General features: G+C 64.1%; 18 protein-coding genes. 5 read left to right on the forward strand and 13 right to left on the reverse strand.

The genetic code is table 11. The annotated features are described in order from the left end of the window. Window positions 1-340: 340 nt before the first annotated feature. The 3 genes from PVV54_RS18005 to PVV54_RS18015 are packed head-to-tail and all read left to right on the forward strand — an operon-like array spanning window position 341 to window position 5,810. Window positions 341-1,579 carry an exonuclease SbcCD subunit D C-terminal domain-containing protein gene (locus PVV54_RS18005; RefSeq protein ID WP_274906557.1) on the forward strand — a complete coding sequence of 413 codons (1,239 nt, stop codon included), beginning with the start codon at window positions 341-343 and terminating at the stop codon, window positions 1,577-1,579. Then, window positions 1,576-5,220: an AAA family ATPase gene (locus PVV54_RS18010; RefSeq protein WP_274906558.1), complete on the forward strand. Its 3,645-nt coding sequence runs from the start codon at window positions 1,576-1,578 to the stop codon at window positions 5,218-5,220. Before PVV54_RS18005 ends, PVV54_RS18010 begins: the two co-directional genes overlap by 4 nt. Beyond that, on the forward strand, window positions 5,217-5,810 hold the full coding sequence (locus tag PVV54_RS18015) for a glutathione S-transferase (RefSeq protein WP_274906559.1): 594 nt from the start codon (window positions 5,217-5,219) through the stop codon (window positions 5,808-5,810). The genes PVV54_RS18010 and PVV54_RS18015 overlap by 4 nt, the downstream gene beginning before the upstream one ends. 81 nt (window positions 5,811-5,891) lie before the next feature. Here PVV54_RS18015 and PVV54_RS18020 read toward each other — a convergent pair whose 3' ends face one another. From PVV54_RS18020 to PVV54_RS18070, 11 genes are all read right to left on the reverse strand, one after another. Next, window positions 5,892-6,071, reverse strand: coding sequence for a hypothetical protein (locus PVV54_RS18020; protein ID WP_274906560.1), 180 nt, complete (start codon window positions 6,069-6,071; stop codon window positions 5,892-5,894). Window positions 6,072-6,194: 123 nt separating this feature from the next. Further along, on the reverse strand, window positions 6,195-7,325 hold the full coding sequence (locus tag PVV54_RS18025; RefSeq protein ID WP_274910458.1) for a lactonase family protein: 1,131 nt from the start codon (window positions 7,323-7,325) through the stop codon (window positions 6,195-6,197). Further along, window positions 7,291-7,581, reverse strand: coding sequence for a DUF5629 family protein (locus PVV54_RS18030; protein ID WP_274906561.1), 291 nt, complete (start codon window positions 7,579-7,581; stop codon window positions 7,291-7,293). Before PVV54_RS18030 ends, PVV54_RS18025 begins: the two co-directional genes overlap by 35 nt. Before the next feature lie 136 nt (window positions 7,582-7,717). Beyond that, complete coding sequence (locus PVV54_RS18035) at window positions 7,718-10,093, reverse strand: efflux RND transporter permease subunit (RefSeq protein WP_274910459.1); 2,376 nt, start codon at window positions 10,091-10,093, stop codon at window positions 7,718-7,720. Window positions 10,094-10,113: 20 nt separating this feature from the next. After that, window positions 10,114-11,148: a WD40/YVTN/BNR-like repeat-containing protein gene (locus PVV54_RS18040; protein ID WP_274906562.1), complete on the reverse strand. Its 1,035-nt coding sequence runs from the start codon at window positions 11,146-11,148 to the stop codon at window positions 10,114-10,116. A 254-nt stretch (window positions 11,149-11,402) separates the two neighbouring features. Continuing rightward, window positions 11,403-14,060 carry an aminopeptidase N gene (pepN, locus tag PVV54_RS18045; RefSeq protein ID WP_274906564.1) on the reverse strand — a complete coding sequence of 886 codons (2,658 nt, stop codon included), beginning with the start codon at window positions 14,058-14,060 and terminating at the stop codon, window positions 11,403-11,405. Between the two features lie 12 nt (window positions 14,061-14,072). Beyond that, entirely contained in the window at window positions 14,073-14,903 is an 831-nt protein-coding gene (locus PVV54_RS18050) for a DUF2797 domain-containing protein (protein ID WP_274906565.1), read from the reverse strand. Then, window positions 14,900-15,160, reverse strand: a complete 261-nt coding sequence (locus tag PVV54_RS18055; protein WP_274906566.1) for a YeaC family protein — start codon at window positions 15,158-15,160, stop codon at window positions 14,900-14,902. Before PVV54_RS18055 ends, PVV54_RS18050 begins: the two co-directional genes overlap by 4 nt. 13 nt (window positions 15,161-15,173) lie before the next feature. Further along, on the reverse strand, window positions 15,174-16,070 hold the full coding sequence (locus PVV54_RS18060) for a rhomboid family intramembrane serine protease (RefSeq protein ID WP_274906567.1): 897 nt from the start codon (window positions 16,068-16,070) through the stop codon (window positions 15,174-15,176). Further along, window positions 16,067-17,038 (reverse strand): metallophosphoesterase, encoded by a 972-nt coding sequence (locus PVV54_RS18065; RefSeq protein ID WP_274906568.1) that lies wholly within the window; start codon window positions 17,036-17,038, stop codon window positions 16,067-16,069. Before PVV54_RS18065 ends, PVV54_RS18060 begins: the two co-directional genes overlap by 4 nt. After that, window positions 17,038-17,928, reverse strand: coding sequence for an NAD(+) kinase (locus PVV54_RS18070; protein WP_274906569.1), 891 nt, complete (start codon window positions 17,926-17,928; stop codon window positions 17,038-17,040). Before PVV54_RS18070 ends, PVV54_RS18065 begins: the two co-directional genes overlap by 1 nt. Between PVV54_RS18070 and PVV54_RS18075 the strand changes: the two genes are divergently transcribed. Continuing rightward, window positions 17,927-18,946: a DUF1853 family protein gene (locus tag PVV54_RS18075; RefSeq protein ID WP_274906570.1), complete on the forward strand. Its 1,020-nt coding sequence runs from the start codon at window positions 17,927-17,929 to the stop codon at window positions 18,944-18,946. The two genes, PVV54_RS18070 and PVV54_RS18075, sit on opposite strands and share 2 nt — an antisense overlap. Before the next feature lie 69 nt (window positions 18,947-19,015). Then, entirely contained in the window at window positions 19,016-19,561 is a 546-nt protein-coding gene (locus PVV54_RS18080) for a cytochrome b (RefSeq protein WP_274906571.1), read from the forward strand. Here the strand turns inward: PVV54_RS18080 and PVV54_RS18085 are convergent. Beyond that, a complete protein-coding gene (locus PVV54_RS18085) occupies window positions 19,552-20,442 on the reverse strand; it encodes a 1-aminocyclopropane-1-carboxylate deaminase/D-cysteine desulfhydrase (RefSeq protein ID WP_274906572.1) in 891 nt (296 codons plus the stop codon). The genes PVV54_RS18080 and PVV54_RS18085 overlap by 10 nt on opposite strands. A 107-nt stretch (window positions 20,443-20,549) precedes the next feature. Further along, entirely contained in the window at window positions 20,550-22,586 is a 2,037-nt protein-coding gene (locus tag PVV54_RS18090; RefSeq protein ID WP_274906573.1) for an NADPH-dependent 2,4-dienoyl-CoA reductase, read from the reverse strand.

A 22,586-nucleotide genomic window follows, 5' to 3' on the forward strand; every position in this document is an offset into this window, starting at 1 on the left:
GCAATAAACACTTTTCTCAGGCTAATCACTACGAAAAGACATTTCCTACAGAGTAATTCACTGCATCTTACACAGTCAGACGGATACGACTCTGGACACAAAATGAAGCATCTGGAAGCAACACCTCAACGGCGGTGGTTTCAGCCAGGCAGTTAAATGCCGAGCACTACACAGGGTTCGCACTCCTATTCCATTGTTAGTCGGCCTCACCGAATCAATGAGTTACAAAAAGCCGCCATACCTGCATCACCAACCACGCTTGGGTTACCATACTGCCCCTCCGCGAAGCCCTCTCACGCCAAGCCCCGGGCTTGCCTGACTCGACACCAACAGGTCATCCATGCGTCTGTTTCATACCTCTGACTGGCACCTGGGCCAAAGCCTGCACGGCCAGGAACGCGACTTCGAACACGCTTGCTTCCTCGACTGGCTGCTGGGCCAGCTGCGCCTGCGCCAGCCGGACGCGCTGCTGATCGCCGGCGACATCTTCGACACGGTCAACCCGCCGGTCAAAGCCCAGGAACGGCTCTACGACTTCATCGTCCAGGCCCACGAGCAGCAGCCAAAGCTGGACATCGTGATGATCGCCGGCAACCACGATTCCGGCTCGCGCATCGAGCTGCCCGCCGCGTTGATGCGCCGCCTGCGCACCCATGCGCTGGGCCGGGTGCACTGGCTGGACGAGGGCCAACTGGACGCCGAACGCCTGTTGATCCCGCTGACCAATGGCCGCGGCAAGGTCGCCGCCTGGTGCCTGGCCCTGCCCTTCCTGCGCCCGGCCGAAGTCACCGGCCCGCAACTGGGCGACGACTACCTGCAGGGCATCACCCAGGTGCACCAGCAACTGATCGCCGCCGCGCAAAAGAAGCGCAAGAAAGACCAGGCACTGATCGCCATCAGCCACGCGCACATGGCCGGCGGCGCGGTGTCGGAAGATTCCGAGCGCAGCCTGATCATCGGCAACGCCGAGGCCTTGCCGGCGCGGTTGTTCGACAAGGCCATCAGCTACGTTGCCCTGGGCCACCTGCACAAGCCGCAGAAGGTCAACCGCGAAGCCCGCATCCGCTACAGCGGCTCGCCGATTCCGTTGTCGTTCGCCGAAATCAATTACCCGCATCAGGTGCTGGAAGTAGAGCTCGATGGCACCGAGCTGGTCAGCGTCGAGCCCCGCCCGGTGCCGCGTGCCGTGGCCTTGCAGCGCATTGGCCCGGCGCCCTTGGGCGAACTGCTGGAGCAACTGGCCGAGCTGCCGGTGATCGACCTGCTTGAAGACCCCAACCGGCAACCCTGGCTGGAAGTGCGGGTGCGCCTGGACGAGCCACAACCCGACCTGCGCCAGCAGATCGAAACCGCCCTGCAGGGCAAGGCCGTGCGGTTGATCCGCATCAGCGCCGAATACGCCGGGGCCAGCCGCGAGGACGACGACGAACAGGCCTTCATGGAGCTGGCGCAGATGACCCCGCAAGACTTGTTCAGCCGCGCCTGGGAACAGGCCTACGGCAACCCCGCGGACGATCAGGCACTGGCCGACTTTGCCCTGCTGCTGCAGGACGTTCAGCAGGAAGAGGAACAGCCATGAAAATTCTTGCCATCCGCCTGAAGAACCTGGCATCCCTGGCCGGGCCGGTGGACATCGACTTCACCGCCGAACCACTGGCCAGCGCGGGCCTGTTCGCCATCACCGGGCCGACCGGCGCCGGTAAAAGCACCCTGCTCGACGCCCTGTGCCTGGCCCTGTTCGGCACCGTGCCGCGGTTGAACGACATTGGCCGCGAAGCCAAGGTGCCGGACGCCGACGGCGAAATCCCCACCTACGATCCGCGCAACCTGCTGCGCCGGGGCACCGGGAGCGGGTTTGCCGAGGTCGATTTCGTCGGCATCGATGGCCGCCGCTACCGGGCACGCTGGGAAGCCAACCGTGCCCGCGACAAGGCCAACGGCAAACTGCAGCACAGCCGCCAGAGCTTCTACGACCTGGACAGCGAACAAGTGCTGGCCAGCGGCAAGAACGAGTACAAACAACTGATCGAAAGCCGGCTTGGCCTTAACTTCGAGCAGTTCACTCGGGCGGTGATGCTGGCCCAGAGCGAGTTCGGCGCCTTCCTCAAGGCGGACGATAAAGAACGCAGCGAGCTGCTGGAAAAGCTCACCAACACCGCCATCTACACGCGCTTGGGCCAACGCGCGTTCAGCAAGGCACGCGAAACCGGCGAAGCGCACACCGCCCTCAAGGAGCGCGCCAGCCACCTGCTGCCCATGCCTGCCGAGGCGCGTACCGAACTGGATCAGCGCCTGGAGCAGGCGCTGCAGCAGTTCAAGGCCGACCAGGCCGGCGAGCGTCAACTGGAACAGCAACGCAACTGGCTGAACGAGCAAGGCCAGTTGCAGGCCCAACAGGCCGAAGCCGGCAAGGCGCTGGCGACGGCCGAAGAAAGCTGGCAGCTACTCGCCGAGCAGCGCCTCGACCTGCAGCGCCTGGAGCGCCTGGCCCCGCAGCGCCACCAGTTCCATCGCCAACAGATGCTCAACGCGCAACTGGCGCCTCTGGCCGCGAGCATCGCTGAGCAGCAACGCCAGCAAGCCGACCTGCAAACCCGAACCGACGACGCACAAAAGGCACTTGAAGCCGCACGGCAAGCATTGGCCAACAGCCAGACGCAACACAGCGAAAACGCCCCCCGCGTGCGCCGGGCCTTTGCCAGCCAAGGCGACCTGGCCCGCCTGGATGACGAGCTGACGGCGCAACGCACCGCCAGCCAACAGGCCGAGCAGCAAGCCGCCGATGGCCAGCAGCAGCTGCAACAGCTCGAAGACAACCAGCAACGCACGCTGCAGCAATTGCAACAGATCGACACGTCGCTCGAAAGCAGCCAGCACCTGGCCAGCCTGGCCAACGCCTGGCAGGCCTACCTGCCGCAACTCAAGCAAGTGATGCTGATTGGCGGGCGCCTGGCCAAAGGCCGTGAAGAGCTGCCCGGCCTGCAAGCCCAGGCCAGCCAGGCCAATGCCCAATTGCAGGCCCAACGCGACAGCTTCGAGTTGCTGTTCCGCGAAGCCAAGGCCGAACCTCAGGCACTGGCCGAGCAAATCGACCTGCTCGGCGGCATGCTGCAGGACAACCGCAAGCAGCAGCGCGCCGTCGAAGAGCTGGCCCGCCTGCATGGGCGTGAACAGGAGCTTTGCCAGCAGCTTGAGAGCCTGCGTGCACGCCAGCAACAGGCCATGCAGCAACGCCAACAGCTGATCACCGAAGGCACGGCGGCCAAGGCACAACTGGAAACCGCCGAACAGGCACTGGCCCTGACCCGCCAGCTGCTGGAGCGCCAGCGCCTGGCACGCAATACCAGCGTCGAAGAACTGCGCGGCCAGCTGCGCGACGGCGAACCCTGCCCGGTATGTGGCAGTGCCGAGCACCCCTTCCATCAGCCCGAAGCCCTGTTACAGAGCCTTGGCCGCCACGATCAGGCCGAAGAACAGGCCGCACAAACCCAGGTCGATGCACTCAACAACACGCTGGTGGAACTGCGCACCCAACTGGGCGTGATCAACGCTCAGCTCAAGGACTATCAGCAGCAACAGTCACAACTCGGCGAGCAGTTGCAGCCCTTGCAGGCGCAAGTTCAGGCCCACAGCCTGTGGCCAGCGCTGGCACCTCAGGACGACAAAGCACGCAGTTCCTGGCTCGACAGCCAGCTGCGCCGCCTGAGCGACGAGATTAACCAGGACGAGCAACGCCAAAGCGCCCTGTTGGCCCTGCAGAAAGACGCCGCCCGCCTGACTCAGCAATTGCAGGCGGCGCAAGAGGCTCAGCAGCAGGCCCAACGCCAGCTGGACCACCAACACCAAGCGCTGGCCAGCGATGAACAACAGCTGCGCCAAGGCCTCGACGACCTTGCCACGGTGTTGCCAGCCGACGTGCTCAAAGCCCTGAACGACGACCCGGCCAACGCCTTCCTCGCCCTCGACCAGCAAATAGCCCTGCGCCTGCAGCAGCTGGAGCAACGCAAGGACGAGCAGCAGGAGCAGCAGGCCCGGCAGGTGCAGTTGGAGAGGTTGCGCGACCAGCAACAGGCACGCGTACAAGGCCTGGAGCAATTGCAGCAAAAGCTCGTCGTGCTGGACGAACAACGCCAGCACGCGCAGGTGCAACTCAGCGAGCTGCTGGGCGAGCAGCCAAGCGCCGAAGCCTGGCAACAACACATGGACACCGCACTTGAGCAGGCCCGTGCGCTCGACGCCGACACCACTCAGCGTTTGCAAGACATGCGTACCCAGGGTGTGCAGCTGGCCAGCGAGCTCAAGGCCAATACCCAGCAACACCAGGCCCTTGACGCCGAGTGCCAGCAACTGCAGGGCGAAATCGCCCAATGGCGTGCCGCCCACCCGGAGCTGGACGATGCCGGGCTGGACCGCCTGCTGGCAATCGACGACGCGCAGCTCAATGCCCTACGCCAGCGCTTGCAAGCGGCGGAAAAGGCCATCGAACAAGGCAAGGTATTGCTGCAGGAGCGTGAGCAGCGCGTGCAGCATCACGCGGCGCAAATGACGGTGGACACCACACTCGAGGCCTTGGAACAGGCCTTGGCCGATTTGCGCGAACGCTTGGCCAGCCATGAACAGCAGTGTGCCGAACTGCGCGCCCAGCAGGCCGACGACCAGCGCCGCCAACAGGCGCACCAGGCATTGGCCGGCGAAATCGAGCAGGCCTACCAGCAATGGCAGCGCTGGGCACGCCTGAATGCGCTGATCGGTTCGGCCTCCGGCGACGTGTTCCGCAAGATTGCCCAAGGCTACAACCTCGACCTGCTGCTGCACCACGCCAACACCCAATTACGCCAGCTGGCCCGCCGCTACCGCCTCAAGCGCGGCGGCAGCGCCCTTGGCCTGCTGGTGCTGGACACCGAAATGGGCGACGAGCTGCGTTCGGTGCACTCGCTGTCGGGTGGGGAAACGTTCCTGGTGTCGCTGGCACTGGCTCTGGGCCTGGCGTCAATGGCGTCCAGCACCCTGCGTATCGAGTCGCTGTTCATCGACGAAGGCTTTGGCAGCCTCGACCCCGAGTCGCTGCAACTGGCCATGGATGCCCTTGACGGCCTGCAGGCGCAGGGGCGCAAAGTGGCAGTCATTTCCCACGTGCAGGAGATGCACGAGCGCATTCCGGTGCAGATCCAGGTACGTCGCCAGGGCAACGGGCTGAGCGACGTGGAGGTGAGCGGGTGATCCTCTACTCGTTTCGCCGCTGCCCGTGGGCCATGCGTGCGCGCTTGGCCCTGCGCTATGCCGGGTGCCCGGTGGAAATCCGTGAAGTGGCGATGAAGAACAAGCCGGCCGAGCTGCTGGCCTTGTCGCCCAAAGGCACAGTGCCTGTGCTGGACACGGGCGACGGCGTGCTGGAAGAGAGCCTGGACATCATGCGCTGGGCACTGGGGCAGCACGACCCGCAGGACTGGCGCCTGCTGGCTGACCCTGCTGCGGCGCAACAGGCCGAAGCACTGATTGCCCGCAACGACAGCCAGTTCAAGGCCCAGGTAAACCTGTACAAATACGCCGAGCGTTACCCCGAGCATTCACGCGAGCACTACCGCCAACAGGCGGAGCCTTGGCTGGCGGAGCTTGAGCAGTTGCTGGAGGGCCGGCCTTACCTGCTGGCCGAGCATCCCAGCCTTGCCGATGCCGCCTTGCTGCCCCTGATGCGCCAGTTTGCCGGGGTCGAACCGCAGTGGTTCGCCGAGGCGGCTTATCCGCGTGTGCGGAGCTGGCTGGAGGGGTGGCTGGTGTCGGACATCTTCAAGGCTGTCATGGCAAAGTGAATTTGCGCGGTTTCCCTTGTGGGAGCGGCCTTGCCGGTCCGGCGTCCCGGCAAGGCCGCTCCCACAAGGGACGCATCTGGCTCAATGGATATGCTTGCCGCTCAATGCCGCATGGAAATTCGCGCTTTGGCGCAGGTACTGCTCGGTGTAGCTGTGGGTGGCCGATGCCTTGCGGCTGCTGTCGGCATGGGCGTGGGCCGGCAGCACCACGGAGGCGGAAATGGCGGATGCAGCGATGACCGGGAAAAGATTGAAGTTCATCTGGGCTGACCTCGGCTTCGGTGGTTTGTCGTTGGCCCGTGTGGGCCTTGGAGCAAACTTACGCCGCTGAGGTCAGTTGCAGAAATTCATTGCGCTGGTAGGGACTATCACCGCTATCGATAGTCACTCGATGAACTTGAGGTCCGAAGGCGCATCCTGGGGTAGCGTCTGCACGGTTTCGCCCAGCTTGCCGCTGCGCGGATCGCGGCGCATGACCACGATCTGGTTGCTCTTCTGGTTAGCCACCAGCAGGAAGTTGTCGGTCGGGTCCAGGGCAAACTCACGGGGGTGGTCGCCTTCTACCGACCGACGCTGCACGAATGCCAGCTGGCCGTCTTGCTCACCCACGCTGAACACCACGATTTCGTTGGCCGTGCCACGGTTGCTGACGTACAGGAAACGCCCGTCGCCCGACAGGTGCAGCCCACCCGCCGCCCGGGCGGCAGCGTCCTTCTGTTCGGTCAGCGGCAGGCGCTGGCGCTCGACCAGTGCCGCCTCCTGCACATCGAACATCACCACCTCGGCGCTCATCTCCAGCGTCAGGTAGGCATGCTGCCCCTTGGCATCAAACAGCAAATGCCGCGGGCCACTGCCTGGCGGCAGGGTAACCGATGCCGGGATGGCCGGGGTCAACGGCTTGTCGGCACTGGCGCCGTCGTAGCGGTAGATGAACACCTTGTCGGCGCCCAGGTCGCAGGCATACACGTGCTGGCCATCCGGCGACAGCACCAGTGAATGTACATGGGCACCGGCCTGGCGCTCGGGGTTAACGCCACTGGCTTTGTGACGCGCCTGCTGCACCACATCCTTGAGCTTGCCGTCCTTGGCCACCGGGATCACCACCAGGCTGCCGCCGGGGTCAGGGGCAACGGCATAGTTGGCCACGAACAAAAAGCGCTGGTCGCGACTGAGGCTGGCATGGGTCGGCTCGTCGCCGCGCGTGGCCACCTGGTTGAGCGGTTTGATTTCGCCCTTGCTGCTCAGGCTGAAACTGCTGGCATGGCCCTGAGGGGTTTCGTTGACCACGAACAACTGGCGTTGATCGGCCGACAGCACCAGCCAGGACGGGCTGACGCTCTTGACCACCTGTTTGGGGCTGGGGTCGATGCGGCCGCTATCGCTGTCGAACGCGTAGCGGTAAATGCCTTGGCTGGCACCGTCGGTGTAGCTACCCACCAGCAACGTGGCGGCGTGGGCATTGATAGTCAGGGTCATCAGGCTAGCGGTCAGCAGGCTCGTCCAGGTCCGGTTCATCATCGTCTTCATCCGGGGCGCGAAAGGCACTCATACAGACTAGACGATGCTCGCCCTGGGCATCGCTGAGTTGCCAGTCTTCGCCCACGGCGGTGGCGGCGGCGATCTGCTCGGGGGTGAACGTCCAGCGGCGCAGTTGGCGGCCGTCCATGCATTCGATGGTCAGGCCGGTGTCATCAAGGGTGAAGTCGAAGGCGTGCAGGCCGTCGATCAGCAGCATGTCGCAGGATGCGAGGGCGGTGGCTAGGGGGGACATGAGGATACCAGTGGGGAATGTGGCGGCAGTATAAACGTTGGGGCTGCGTTGCAGCCCATCGCGAATAAATTCGCTCCTACTCCAAACCTGTAGGAGCGAATTTATTCGCGATGGGCCGCAAAGCGGCCCCAACATTTCAATGGGCGAAGATCGACCCGCCCTGCTTGCCCGCCATTTTCTCCGGCTTGATCAGGAACCGCGCCAACGCCGGCAGCAGCCACAGCGCACCAAACATGTTCCACAGCAACATGAAGGTCAGCATCAGCCCCATGTCGGCCTGGAACTTGATCGCCGAGAAGATCCAGGTGCACACGCCGATCGCCAGGCACAGCCCGGTGAACAGCACTGCCTTACCTGTCGAGCGCAGGGTTTCGTAATAGGCTTCCTGCAACGGCAGGCCCGCACGCAGGAAGCTTTCCAGGCGGCTGTAGATGTAGATGCCGTAGTCCACGCCAATGCCCACGCCCAGCGCCACCACCGGCAAGGTCGCCACCTTCACGCCAATGCCCATGAAGGCCATCAAGGCGTTGCCCAGCACCGAGGTAAGGACCAGCGGCAGCACGATGCACAGGGTGGCGGCAAACGAGCGGAAGGTGATCATGCACATCACTGCCACGCAGATGTACACCAGGATCAGGATGGTCAGCTCGGCCGACTTGATCACCTCGTTGGTGGCCGCTTCGATGCCGGCATTACCGGCAGCCAGCAGGAACTGCAGGCCCTCCTTGTTGTGGCTGTCTGCGAAGGCCTTGGCGGCGGTGGTGACGCGCTCCAGGGTTTCGGCCTTGTGGTCGTTTAGGAACACCAGTACCGGCGCCAGCGAACAATCAGCGTTGTACAGGCCGTCAGCGCGGGCGATGGAGTTGTTGAGGATGTCCGGGTTGCGCGACAGGGTTTCCCATTTCAGGCTGCCCTCGTTCATGCCCTTGATCACTTGTTTGGACACGGTCACCAGGGAGATCGCCGACTGCACGCCGGGGGTGTTCTCCATGGTCCACATCAATTCGTCGATCGGCGCCATGGTGGAGTGGATCGAGCAGCTTTCGGACGGTGTCTTCACCATGATCACCAGCACGTCCGAGCTGGTGGAATAGTTACTGATGATGAAGTTGTTGTCCTGGTTGTAGCGCGAATCCGGGCGCAGTTCCGGCGCACCCTGGTCGAGGTCGCCGATCTTCAGGTTCTGGCTATACCACAGGCCGCCAGCGAACATCAGCAGTGCCAGGCCAATGGACACCGGCGCCACCTTGGCGCTGGCGAAGTTCGACAGCAGGCGCCAGAACGGGTGTTCGCAAGTGGCGTCCTTCTTGCTGCGCTCAATGGCCTTCTTGCTGATGCCGACATAGGAAATGGCAACCGGCAGCAGGATCAGGTTGGTGAACACGATCACCGCCACGCCAATGGACGCGCCGATGGCCAGTTCGCGGATTACGCCAATATCGATGATCAGCAAGGTGATGAAGCCCACCGCGTCAGCCAGAATGGCGATCATCCCCGGCAGGAACAGCTGGCGGAAGGTACGCCGGGCGGCGGTCAGGGCGTTGTCGGCATCACTGGACTGCAAGGCGATGCCGTTGATCTTCTGCACCCCGTGGGAAATACCGATGGCGAAGATCAGGAACGGCACCAGCATCGAATACGGGTCCAAGCCAAAGCCCACGGCATGCATCAGGCCGAGTTGCCAGACCACCGCCACCAGCGTGGTGATGAGCACGGCGATGGTGCTGCGCAGGCACCAGGTGAACCAGTACAGCAGGACCCAGGTGATGACCAGCGCCACGCCAAAGAACATGGCCACCATCACCAGGCCGTCGATCAGGTCGCCGACCTTTTTGGCGAAGCCGACGATGTGAATTTTCACATTCGGGTTCTGGGCCTGGAACTTGTCGCGGATTTTTTCTTCCAGTTGGTGGGAGAACTGCTGGTAGTCGAGCTTGACCAGCTTGCCCGGGTCTTGCGGGTCGGGGAAGCTTTCCAGCAAGGGTATATCGACGATGCTGGACTTGAAGTTGTTGCCCACCAACCGCCCCACCTGGCCAGACTTGAGCACGTTGTCGCGCAACGTGTCGAGGCTGTCTTGCGAGCCGTTGTAGGTGTTGGGGATCACCTCGCCACCGGAAAAGCCCTCTTCGGTGACCTCGCTCCAGCGCACGCTTGGGCTCCACAGCGACTTGAGCGCCGCACGGTCGACACCGGGGATGTAGAACACTTCGTCATGGATCTGGCGCAGCGTCTCCATGTAGTCCTTGTCGAAGATGTCGCCGTTGACCGCTTCCACCGAAATGCGCACGGTGTTGCCAAGGTTGGCCAGGTCATTGCGGTGCTCCATCATCTGTTCGATGAAGGGATGCTCCAGCGGGATCATCTTCTCGAAGCTGGTGGAGGGGCGAATCTGCGTGGCCTGCCAGAACAGGAAAATGCTCACCAGCACGCACAGGGCGATGACCACGGGGCGGTTGTTGAAGATCAGGCGTTCCAGCAGCGTGGCCTTGTCCTGATGGTGCGGGTGCATGGTAATGCTCTCCCTGCTGGTCATGGACGCACCTCCCCGGCAACCTGGTCGGCACCTTCGGCGTTGGCCAGGTGCACACCGCCCTGCCCTACCAGCAGCAGGCCGCCATTGGCCAGGCCACTGACGCCGGCCAGGGCAATGCGGTCGGCGCGGTTGTAGACGCTGAAGGTCTGGCCGTCATCCTGGCTGCGCAGCACACTGCCGCCGTTGCCGACCAGCACCAGGCTGCCGTCATCCAGAAGCGTAGCGCTTGCCAGGCCGAATTCGAGGTCGCCGCGTGCGGCCTTGAGTTCGATCGGCTGCCAGTTGTCGCCAAAATCGGTGGAACGGAACAGGTTGCCGCGCAGGCCGTAGGCCAGCAGCGTGTGGGGCTGGGCGGTGCCGATCACGCCGAACAGCGAGCCCTCGTAGGGGCTTTCGACCTTGTTCCAGCGGGTGCCGTTGTCGCCCGAGCGGAACATGTTGCCCTGCTCGCCAACGATGAACAGCCCGGCATCCTTGACCACGGCGATGCCGTTCAGGTGCAATTGGTCGGGGTTGTCCAGGCGTTCGGCTACGTCCTGCCAGTGCTGGCCGCCGTCGGTGGTTTCGAGCAGTGCCCCGTAGGCGCCGACGGCAAAGCCGTGCTGGGCGTCGAGGAAGGCAATGTCGAGCAATGGCGCTTCACGGGAAAGGTCTTCGAACTGCTTGATCCAGGTGGCACCGCCGTCGGTGCTGGCGAGGATCTGCGCATCGTGGCCAACGGCCCAGCCGCGCTTGTCGTCGAGGAAGAACACGGCGGTGAGCAACTGCCGGGTGGGCACTCGGGCCTGGGTCCAGGTGATGCCCTGGTCGTCGGAGAACAGAATATGGCCGCGATCACCCACCACCACCAGGCGCTTGCCGGCGTGGGTGGCGTCGATCAAAAGGCTCTGGGAGGCCTTGGCCGATTCGGTGGAATACTCGTCGGCAGCGGCTGCTTGCGCGCTGTCGGCCCACATGCCGAGTGCCAACACGGCAACCGCTGCCAACGGCCAGGCGAAACGCCTGGGTTGCGTTATTACCCGCTCCTTCATGACCATCCCCTGTTGTGTTTTTCTTGGTGGGTCTGTGTTGTGAAACGCCTGAGGTAGAGGCTTGGGGGGATCGTATCGGGGAAGGTTGCGGGATTACAACGCGTGGGACGTTATGTTTTGTTAACCGCCTGAAAAGCAGGGGCCGCTTTGCGGCCCATCGCGGATGAATCCGCTCCTACAGGGGGACGGTGTAGGAGCGGATTTACCGAGACGTCGGACCGCCGCGATGGGCTGCAAAGCAGCCCCAACGGCCCTCAAGCCAGACTTTTGCTCACCACTTCATACACATCACTGGACAACGCCCCGGACGCCAGAATCCGCTCCAGCTCACCTTTCATCAGCGCCTGACGCTTGTCATCATACTTGCGCCAGCGGGTCAGCGGCGCCAGTTGCCGCGATGCGATCTGCGGGTTCAGGGCATTCAGCTCGATCACCAGGTCCGCCAGGAATCGATACCCGGAGCCATCCGCTGCATGGAAGTTGACCAGGTTCTGCCCGGCGAACGCCCCAACCAACGCACGCACCTTGTTCGGGTTCTTCAGGGTGAAGGCCGGGTGCTGCATCAGCGCCTTGACCCGCGCCAGCCCGCCCGGCAGTGCGCTGGCGGCCTGCACGCTGAACCATTGGTCCATGACCAGCGGGTTGTCCTTGAAGTGCTCTGCAAAGGTTGCCAGCGCCTTGGCGCGCTCTGCCTCGAACGGCGAGTTGACCAGCACCGCCAGGGCCGTCAGGCGTTCGGTCATGTTATCGCACTGGTCGAACTGCTCCAGCGTCGCCTCCAGCACCTGCGGCTTACCGCTGAGCATCAGGTACGACAAAGCGATGTTCTGCAGGCTGCGGCGGGCGAAGTGCTCGGCGGCGGCCACGTAAGGCGTGTTGCGCGAGGCTTCGCGGTGCGCCTGGTAACGTGCCCACAGGCCATCGAACAGCTGCGTGGCGATCTGCTGGCGGGCGAACTCGCGGGCCGCGTGAATAGCGTCCACATCCGCCACCTGGCTGATTTCGGTGAGATACGCCTCACCCGGCAGCGACAGCATTTCGGCAACCATGGCAGGGTCCAGCGCCTCATTGGCCAGCACGGTGCCCAGTGCGGTGATCAGGCGCTGGTCAAGCGCCAGGGCTTCGCCACGCTGATGCTGGCCGATCAGTTCGTGCAACACCTGCACCGACAACTGCTGGCCCGCTTCCCAACGGTTGAAGCCATCGCTGTCGTGCTGCATCAGGAACATCAACTGGTCACGGTCGTACGGGAAGCTCAGCTTCACCGGCGCGCTGAAGCCGCGCAGCAGCGACGGCAGCGGCTTGGCCGTGATGCCTGTAAAGGTAAAGGTCTGCTCGGCCTCGGTCACCGACAGCACGCGGGAGGTGCCGCCAGCGGCGGGTTCGCCGGCCAGTTGCAGCGGCAGGTCGTTGCCGTTGGCGTCCAGCAGGCCCAGCGCCACCGGGATCACGAACGGCAGCTTTTCGGCCTTGTCCGGGGTTTGCGGGCAGCTTTGGCGGAAGGTCAGGCTGTACGTCTGCGCGGCAGCATCGTAGGCCTCGCTGACTTCCAGGCGCGGCGTGCCTGCCTGGCTGTACCAGCGCTTGAACTGGGTAAGGTCAACGCCGTTGGCATCTTCCATGGCCTTGATGAAGTCGTCGGTGGTCACCGCCTGGCCATCATGGCGCTCGAAGTACAGGTCGCTGCCCTTGCGGAAGCCATCCGCGCCCAGCAGCGTGCGGACCATGCCCACCACTTCGGCACCCTTTTCGTACACGGTCAGGGTGTAAAAGTTGGAAATCTCGATGAAGCTGTCCGGGCGTACCGGGTGGGCCATGGGGCCGGCATCTTCGGCGAACTGGTGGGTACGCAGGTAAGCCACGTCCTCGATGCGCTTGACCGTGCGCGAGTTCATGTCGGCGCTGAACTCAGCATCGCGGAACACCGTGAAGCCTTCCTTGAGCGACAGCTGGAACCAGTCGCGGCAGGTGACGCGGTTGCCCGACCAGTTGTGGAAGTACTCGTGGGCGACCACGCCTTCGACACGCTGGTGGGCGGCATCGGTGGCGGTTTCGGCGCGGGCCAGCACACAGCTGGAGTTGAAGATGTTCAGGCCCTTGTTTTCCATGGCGCCCATGTTGAAGTCGTTGACCGCGACGATCATGAAGATGTCCAGGTCGTACTCACGGCCGTAGACTTCCTCGTCCCAACGCATGGACTTCTTCAGGCTGACCATGGCGTGGTCGCACTTGTCGATGTTCTCGGGCTCTACGTAGATGCGCAGGGTCACATCGCGGCCCGACTGGCGCACGAAGTTGTCCTCCACACACCACAAGTCACCGGCCACCAGCGCGAACAGGTAGGCCGGCTTCATGAACGGGTCTTCCCAGGTGGCCCAGTGGCGGCCGTCTTCTGCCGGGCCGCTGCCGATCGGGTTGCCGTTGGACAGCAACACCGGGTAGCGATGCTGCTCGGCGATCACCGTGGTGGTGAAGGTGCTCATCACATCCGGGCGGTCGAGGTAGTAGGTGATCTTGCGGAAACCCTCGGCCTCGCACTGGGTACAGAACATCTTGCCCGACTTGTACAGGCCTTCGAGCGCGGTGTTGCTCTCGGGGTGGATCTTCACGCTGGTGTCGAGGGTGAAGCGCTCGGCCTTGGGCTGCACGGTCAGGCTGTCGGCTTCGAGCTGGTAGTCGCTCGCCTGCAGCTCCTGGTCGTTCAGCGAGGCGCGCAGCAGCTCCAGCTGCTGGCCATCGAGCACCAGCGGCGGCAAGCCGGCACCGCGTGCCGGGTTGCGGCGCATGACCAGTTGCGCATGGACCAGCGTGTGGTCCTCGAACAGCTCGAAGGTCAGGTGCGTCTCATCGATGAGGTACTCGGGCGCCTGGTAATCCTTCAGGTAGATCACTTGCGGTTGTTCGGTACGCATGTGCAGATCCTTTTACTGGAGCACGGCCAGTTGGTAGGCCGTGTACTTGCGAATGTTGATCACGCCGGTGTCGAAGATCAGGTACTGGCCCTTGATGCCCATCAGCGTGCCTTCCACCACCGGGTCTTTGTCCAGGTTGAAGCTGACGATTTTCTTGGGGTAGGCCTCCACCGGGTAGCGCATTTGCACGACCTCGGCGTCGGGTAAAGGCTGAATCGCCTGTAGGCCAAAGCGCGCTTGCAGCTCGCGCAGGCCATCGGCGCAGGCGTCGAAAATCTGTTCGCGGGTTGCAACCAGGTCGAGCACTTCGGCATCGCCCTTGAGCAGCGCACGCCAATTGGTGCGGTCGGGCACCTGGCTGCGCAGCAGGTCTTCGACCAGGCCCGACTGCTGGCGGGTGGCCACGCGCATGATCGGCAGCGCCTGGCTGGCGCCCTGGTCGAGCCAGCGGGTGGGCAACTGGGTGGTACGGGTAATGCCCACCTTGATGCCCGACGAGTTGGCCAGGTAAACCACATGATCGGTCATGCAGAACTGCTCACCCCACGACGGCTCACGGCAAGTGCCGGCGTCGTAGTGGCAGCGCTCCGGGGCCATGATGCACACGTCGCATTGCGCCAGCTTGGTCATGCACGGGTAGCAGTAGCCCTGGCTGAAGCTGGTTTTGGTGCGTTTGCCACAATGGCTGCAATGGATGGCGCCAAGGTATTCCAGGCGCAGGCGCTGGCCGATCAACGGGTTGACCGGCACCTGCGTGTCATCGAGGCGGAAGCTGTACTGCACCAGCGGTGCTTCCAGGCTGACCGCCATTTTGCTCAACGAGCCACGAGCGAGTTCGATCAATGTACCGAGTCCGACTTGAACAGAATGTTGGGGATCGGCGCAGACTTCGACGCACATTCCTGCGGGCCCATGTAGCCGGTGCGCTGGTCTTCGGGCAGGTTCTTGATCTCCCAGGCGATCACCGCCTGCAGGGACAGTTCCTTTTGCTCGGCGGTGAGCTTGCGCCCGTCCGACCATTTGCCGATTTCCACGGCCGTTTTCAGGCTTTCGTAGATTTCCGGGGTAATGTTTTCGATCATTTGCGCGAAAGTGGACATAGCGTCTCCTAAATCAAGCCGACAGTTTACGCCGGGCCAGCGCCCCACCCAAGAGCCCGGTGAGGCAGCCGATGAGCAGCCCGCCGACGTGGGCGGCGTTGGCGATCTGGCCGAAGCCGAGCTGGCCGACCACGCCGCTGAGGCAAATCAGCAGCCAGATGAGCATCATCACCAGCACGCCCTTGGGCAGGGTGAAATAACGGTTGGGCGCCAGCCACTGGAACAGCCACACATGGCCCAGCAGGCCGTACAGCACACCAGACAGGCCGCCGAACAGGCTCGGGCCGCTGGTCCAGTGCTGGGCGAAATTGGACACCAGGCTGAACAGCAGGGTCAGGCCCAGCAGCATCCACGGGCCCTGGCGCAGTTCGATGCGTTTGCCCAGCTCCCAGTACCAGAGGCTGTTCATGGCCAGGTGCAGCACGCCGAAGTGCAGCAGCATGGGCGACACCAGGCGCCACCACTGGCCCTCGGCCAGGCCCTGGGCCAGCGGGGTGAAGTGCAGGTATTCGCCCTGGACGCGGTAATCGAGGAAGGTGAACCAACTGATGGTGGTGAGGTTTTCGCCAAGGCCCGTGAGGCCGGCGACCACCAGGCAGAGGAACAGGGTGAAGGTGGTGACTTTGCAGGCTTTGGCCTGGTCTGTCAGGGAGGGCGGTGATGGGGCTATCGCGGCGGTCCGACGGCTCGGTGAATCCGCTCCCACAGGGGCCAGTTCCACGTCAGCGTTGCCGTCCGGGTAGCGCTGGTAGAGTTCGCGTACATCGGCGGCGAGGGTGTCGGGGGCCCACAGCACTTGTACGTCGCCCTCTTCGCTGACCCGGTGCGGCACCTGCAGGCGTTGCAGCAGGTGCACGAAGCCGCTGAGGTCGACCGCCAGCGGCAGGCGCATCACTTCAACAATGTTCATTGGTTGGCCTGCGGTCGGTCAACGTCGACCCACACGAACTTGTGCGGGTCTATGCGGGTTTCATCATCCAGCCGATAGGCCGCCAGTTTGCCGTATAGCACGGCGCTGTAGTCCAGACACGCCAGGTTGCCGCGTATCGGCAACGGGCGGCCGCTGCGCCAGTAATGGCCGACAAACAGCAACGGTTCGTCCTCACCGTAGCGCAACAACGCGTTCTTTTCGGTGTGGCTGAGCGGCGTGCGGGCCACTTCGTCGGGCAGCGCATCGGGCTGGAAGACAATGTCACCGTAGGTTTGCGGGTCTTCTTCCCAGAACTTGGTGCGGAAGAAGGCGCGGGTCAGGCCGTCGCCGCCGGTCAGGGTCAGGCCGTCAGGCAGGCGCATGTCGGTGCCGCGCAGCAGGCGGTTGCACACGGTGGCGGCAAAGCTGCCGGGCACTGCCGAAGCCTGGATGAAGTGCTCGTCGATGCGCCCGTGCGGGTACTGCTGGCGCAAGGGTTCGATCAGGCGTGGGTCCCAGCAGGCGTGCACCAGGCGGAAGCGCCCGGCATCGACGAACAGCGGCATGTCGTAAAACCACTGCAGGAAATCGTGCCAGTCGCCCGGGTGGTGGGCGAACTGGGTGAGGGTTTCGTCGATCAGCCGGGCATGGCGTGGAGTGTGCTCGCGCACAAAAGCCTTGCCGCTGCCGGGCAGTGCCGGGGTCACCCAGCCCAGGGCGTTGTACTCGTGGTTGCCCATGATGCAGAACGCCTGGCCGGCCTCGACCATGTCATGGACGATGTGCAGGGCCTCGCGGATGCGCGGGCCACGGTCAACGATGTCGCCGAGGAACAGCGCCTGGCGCCGTGGGTGGCACCACACCCCGCCGACTCGCTTGTAGCCGAGGGTGTCGAGCAGGCGTTCGAGGGTCAGTGCACAGCCGTGCACGTCGCCGATGATATCGAAACTTCGCGCCGGATCGAGCATCAGTCGTCCCTGCCTCCCAGGCGGCTGCCCCAGCCGAGCTTGGTGCGGCACACTTCGTAATAATTGTGGTCCAGCGGGTGGATCAGGCGCAGTTTCTGCGGTTTCTTGCTGACCGTGATGGTGTCGCCGGGGGCACAGGTGAAGTGGTTCTGGCCGTCGCAGGACACTTGCGGGTAGATCTGCAGGTCTTTGGACACCACGATCTTCAGCTCGCTGTTACCGTCCACCACGATCGGCCGGCCCGAGAGGGTGTGCGGGTACATCGGCACGATGACGATGGCGTCGAGCTTGGGGTGCATGATCGGGCCGCCGGCCGACAGCGCATAGGCCGTGGAGCCGGTGGGGGTGGCGACGATCAGGCCGTCGGCCTTCTGGCTGCAGACGAACTGGCCGTCGATATAGATTTCGAATTCGATCATGCGCGTGGACTTGCCGGGGTGCAGCACCACGTCGTTGAGCGCATCGCCCTGGCCGATGGCCTCGCTGTGGCGGCGCACCTCGGCCTGCAGCAGGAAGCGGTTTTCTACCAGGTAATGGCCGTCGAGCACTGCGGCGACCTTTTCTTCCAGCTCGTCCGGGCGAATATCGGTGAGAAAACCCAGGTTGCCGCGGTTGATGCCCAGCACCGGAATGTTGTGCCGGGCCAGGGCGCGGGCGGCGCCCAGCAGGCTACCGTCACCGCCCACCACGATGACCAGGTCGCACACCTCGCCCAGCAGCTTGCGGGTGGAGGTTTGCAGGCCGTGGCCGGGCAGGACTTCGGCGATGGTGTCCTCGAGGATCACGTGCAGGTGCCGCTCGAGGAGGAATTTTTTCAGTCGGCGAATGGTGTCGAGCACCTGCGAGCTGCCAAGGCGTCCGATGATACCGATATTGCGAAATTGCTCCATGGGGCTCCTGCAAGGCTCTGCGGCGGGTGACTATGCCGGGATTATGGGCGAAACCACGGGGCAGCGGCAAACCGGCTATGCTCGCAGCATGATGCCATTTGCCGAACTGCACGCCCTGCCCCGCCAGTTGCAACACCCTGCCGTGCGCGACCTGGCCTGGACGTTGCTGTCACCGCCGCTGCTGAATGCACCGCCCTGCCCCCAGCGCCACCCGCTGGCAGGCAGCGACTGGGCGCACGACCCGCAGCGCCTGCAGGACTGGTTGCTGGCGCTGGACCGCGACAGCCAGCCCCTGCGCGACTGGCTGGCAGCCCTGACCAGCCGGCGCCTGGGGCTTTACTACGAACGCTTGTGGCAGTTTGCCCTGGCCCGCGCGCCCGGAGTTGAACTGCTGGCCGCCAACCTTGCGATCCGCAACGGTGGGCATACGCTGGGTGAACTGGACGTACTGCTGCGTGACCGCGACGGTACGCATCACCTGGAACTGGCCATCAAGCTGTATCTTGGGCCGGTGGCTGGCGATGGCCGTGACCCGTTGCAATGGATCGGGCCGGGTAGCCATGACCGGCTTGGCAACAAACTGGCGCACTTGATGGGGCATCAGTTGCCGATGTCGGCTAACCCGCACAGCCGAGAGGTGCTGGAACGGCTGGAAGTGAGGCAACTGCAGGCCCATGTGTGGCTGGGTGGGTACCTTTTCTACCCGCGGCCCGGGCACACACAACCGCCCGCGGGAGCCAACCCGCAGCACCTGCGCGGGCGCTGGGTGCGGCGGCGGGACTGGGCAGGAGTTGCGGGTGAGCACTGGCAACCACTGGCCAGGCATGCCTGGCTTGCACCGGCGCGGTTTGACGCCAATGAACGCTGGCCAGTTGAGCAGTTCGAGGGCTGGTTGGCGGCGCTGGATAACGAGGCACCCGCGCAATTGCTGGTGCGCGTTGATCAGGAGGCAGACGGAAGTTGGCAGGAGCGTGAGCGGCTATTTCTGGTCGGCGATCACTGGCCCGGCACAGGCTGAAACAATCACTACAGTTATCAGCAAGCGCCAGCAAGAGCGCTTCCATCGGCCTGATGACGAGGATCCAACATGGTTTCGTCCACCCCCGCGACCCACTACGCGCGCCTGTCCATCGCCCTGCACTGGCTGATGCTGGTGCTATTGGCCGCCGTGTACGCCTGCATCGAGCTGCGCGGCCTGTTCCCCAAGGACAGTGCCGAGCGCAACCTGATGAAAGACCTGCACTTCATGCTCGGCCTGAGCGTGTTCGTGCTGGTGTGGCTGCGCCTGGCCGTGCGCCTGAGCCACCCCACCCCGCCGATCGTGCCCAAGCCACCCGCCTGGCAGATTGGCCTTGCGCACCTGATGCATGCGCTTTTGTACCTGATGATGATTGGCCTGCCGCTGGCCGGCTGGCTGATCCTCAGCGCCGCCGACAAACCGGTGCCGTTCTACGGGCTTGAACTGCCGCACCTGATCGGCGCGGACCCGGACCAGGCCAAGTTCATCAAAGGCTGGCACGAACGGGTGGGCAGCTGGGGCTACTGGCTGATCGGCCTGCACGCCGTGGCCGGGCTGTTCCACCACTTTGTGCAGCGCGACAACACCTTGCTGCGCATGCTGCCCTACAAGTAGCCGCGCCGGCCCTGCAGGCCACCGGTGTGCACGAAGACCAGGCGAGTGCCGGGTACGAACAGCCCGGCTTGAACCTGATCGCGCAGGGCCATCAGTGCTTTACCGGTGTAAAGGGCTTCAAGTGGCACACCGGTTTGCTGCTCGGTGGTGTCGATGAAAGCCAGCAGTTCATCGTCGAGCTTGGCAAAGCCGCCGCGGCAGGCGTCATGCAGCTGGTAACCGTGGGCGCCGGCCAGCTCGGCGACCGCCTGCGGTACACCGTGGTCCATTGGCACCGCCAGCGCTCCGTGGACGGCACGCCTGCCCGCTTCGGCCAGCACCAGCCCTGCCAGGGTCGTCCCGGTACCGGCCGCCAGCCACCACGCGTCAAAATCGGGCCAGCCCAAGGTAGGCAGTTGCGCTTGGGCCTGCTCGACGATCAAGGCGCAACCCTTCGCGCCCGCCAGCCCGCCGCCGCCCTCGGGGATGCAGTGCCAGCCGGGGTAACGTGCCTGCCATGGCGCCCAGAATCCAGGCTCATGGCGGCTGCGGTAAGCGCCGTAGCCCAGCCAGTGAAGCTCCATGCCCAGTGCTTGCAGATCACGTACGGTGGGCGTGTCCTGAGGGTGGCCACGCAAAAGGCCGGCGGTTCGGAAGCCGAAGCGCTTGCCGGCAGCGGCCAGGGCGTGGAGGTGGTTGGAATGGTTGCCACCCAGGCTGATCAGGCCCAGGGCACCTGCGGCGTGGGCCTGATCGAGGTGATGGCGGAGTTTGAACCATTTGTTGCCGCTGATCAGCGGGTCGATCAGGTCCAGGCGCAGGATGGCTGCCTCGATACCTGCGGTGTGCAGCCAAGGCAGCGTCAGCGGTTGAAGCGGGGCTTTCGAGAGGCAATTAGGCATGGCGGCAGTCTACCGCTACATGTGCGGCACGCGCAGCCCCCTGTAGGAGCGGCTTTAGCCGCGAACACCGGCAAAGCCGGTGCCATCCATCACGAAGCCTCGCAATCTTACAACTCCGCCGCCAACCGCGACCCTTGGTTGATCGCCCGCTTGGCATCCAGCTCCGCCGCCACATCCGCGCCACCAATCAGGTGAACCGACTGCCCCGCCGCCAACAGCCCTTCATGCAGTTCGCGCAGCGGGTCCTGGCCCGCGCAGATCACCACGTTGTCCACCGCCAGCACCTGCGGCTCGCCTTCACCAATGCGAATGTGCAGGCCGGCATCGTCGATGCCCAGGTACTCGACGCTGTTCAGCATCTGCACCTGCTTGTTCTTCAGCCCGGTGCGGTGGATCCAGCCGGTGGTCTTGCCCAGGCCGTCGCCCACCTTGGTTTTCTTGCGCTGCAGCAGGTACACCTGGCGTGCCGGCGCATGCGGTTCGGCTTTTACCCCCGCCACACCACCGCGTGCTTCAAGCCCGGTATCGATGCCCCACTCCTTCCAGAACGCCTCACGGTCCTGGCTGGTGGCTACACCCTTATGCACCAGATACTCGGAGACATCGAAGCCGATACCGCCCGCACCGATCACGGCCACCGCCTCGCCGACCGGCTTGCGCTCCAGCAGCACGTCGAGGTAGCTGAGCACCTTGGCGTGTTCGACCCCAGGGATTGCAGGCGTACGCGGCGCAATGCCCGTTGCCAGGATGATCTCGTCATAGCCACCGCCCACCAGCGCCGGCACATCTACTCGGGTGTTCAGGCGCAGTTCGACACCGGTGTTTTTCACTTTGTGGCGGAAGTAACGCAAGGTCTCGTAAAACTCTTCCTTGCCCGGCACCCGCTTGGCCACGTTGAACTGCCCGCCAATTTCGCTGGCGGCATCGAACAGCGTCACCTCGTGGCCGCGCTCGGCAGCCACGGTGGCGGCCGCCAGGCCAGCCGGGCCAGCGCCAACCACGGCAATGCGCTTCACCGCCCGCACGGGCAGGTAATTGAGTTCGGTTTCGTGACAGGCACGTGGGTTGACCAGGCAACTGGTCAGCTTGCCACCAAAGGTGTGGTCCAGGCACGCCTGGTTGCAGCCGATGCAGGTGTTGATTTCGTCGCTGCGCCCTTCGGCAGCCTTGTTGACGAAGTCCGGGTCGGCCAGGAACGGCCGGGCCATCGATACCATGTCGGCATCCCCCTCGGCCAGCACGGCCTCCGCCACCTCCGGCGTGTTGATGCGGTTGGTGGTGATCAGCGGAATGCTCACCGCCCCACGCAACTTGGCGGTTACCTTGCTGAACGCTGCGCGCGGTACCTTGGTGGCGATGGTCGGGATGCGTGCTTCGTGCCAGCCGATGCCGGTGTTGATCAGCGTGGCCCCAGCCTGCTCAATGGCCTTGGCCAACAGTTCGATTTCATCCCAGGTGCTGCCGCCCTCCACCAGGTCCAGCATCGACAGGCGGAAGATGATGATGAAATTCGGGCCCACCGCGTCACGTACCCGGCTGACGATTTCCACCGCCAGGCGCATGCGGTTTTCGTAGCTGCCGCCCCAGCGGTCAGTACGGTGATTGGTATGGGCCGCGAGGAACTGGTTGATGAAATAGCCTTCCGAGCCCATCACCTCGACGCCGTCGTAACCCGCGCGCTGGGCCAGCACGGCGCAATTGACGAAATCGGCGATCTGCTTCTCGATGCCAGCCTCGTCCAGCTCCTTGGGCTTGAACGGGTTGATCGGCGCTTGAATGGCACTCGGTGCGACCTGGCGCGGGCTGTAGGCATAGCGCCCGGCATGCAGGATCTGCAGGCAGATTTTGCCACCAGCGGCATGCACGGCTTCGGTGACGATGCGGTGCTTGTCTGCCTCTTCTTCGGTGCTGAGCTTGGCTGCGCCGGAGTACACTCCACCTTCATCATTCGGGGCGATGCCGCCGGTCACCATCAGGCCCACGCCCCCCCGGGCGCGCTCGGCAAAATAAGCGGCCATGCGCTCGAAGCCGCCCGGGCGCTCTTCGAGGCCGGTGTGCATGGAACCCATCAAGGTGCGGTTGCGCAGGGTAGTGAAGCCCAGGTCGAGCGGGGCCAGCAGGTGCGGATAGCGGTCGGCAGCCAT

Origin of the sequence: Pseudomonas sp. PSKL.D1, assembly GCF_028898945.1 — a bacterium.
In the GTDB taxonomy this organism is placed as follows: Bacteria; Pseudomonadota; Gammaproteobacteria; order Pseudomonadales; family Pseudomonadaceae; genus Aquipseudomonas.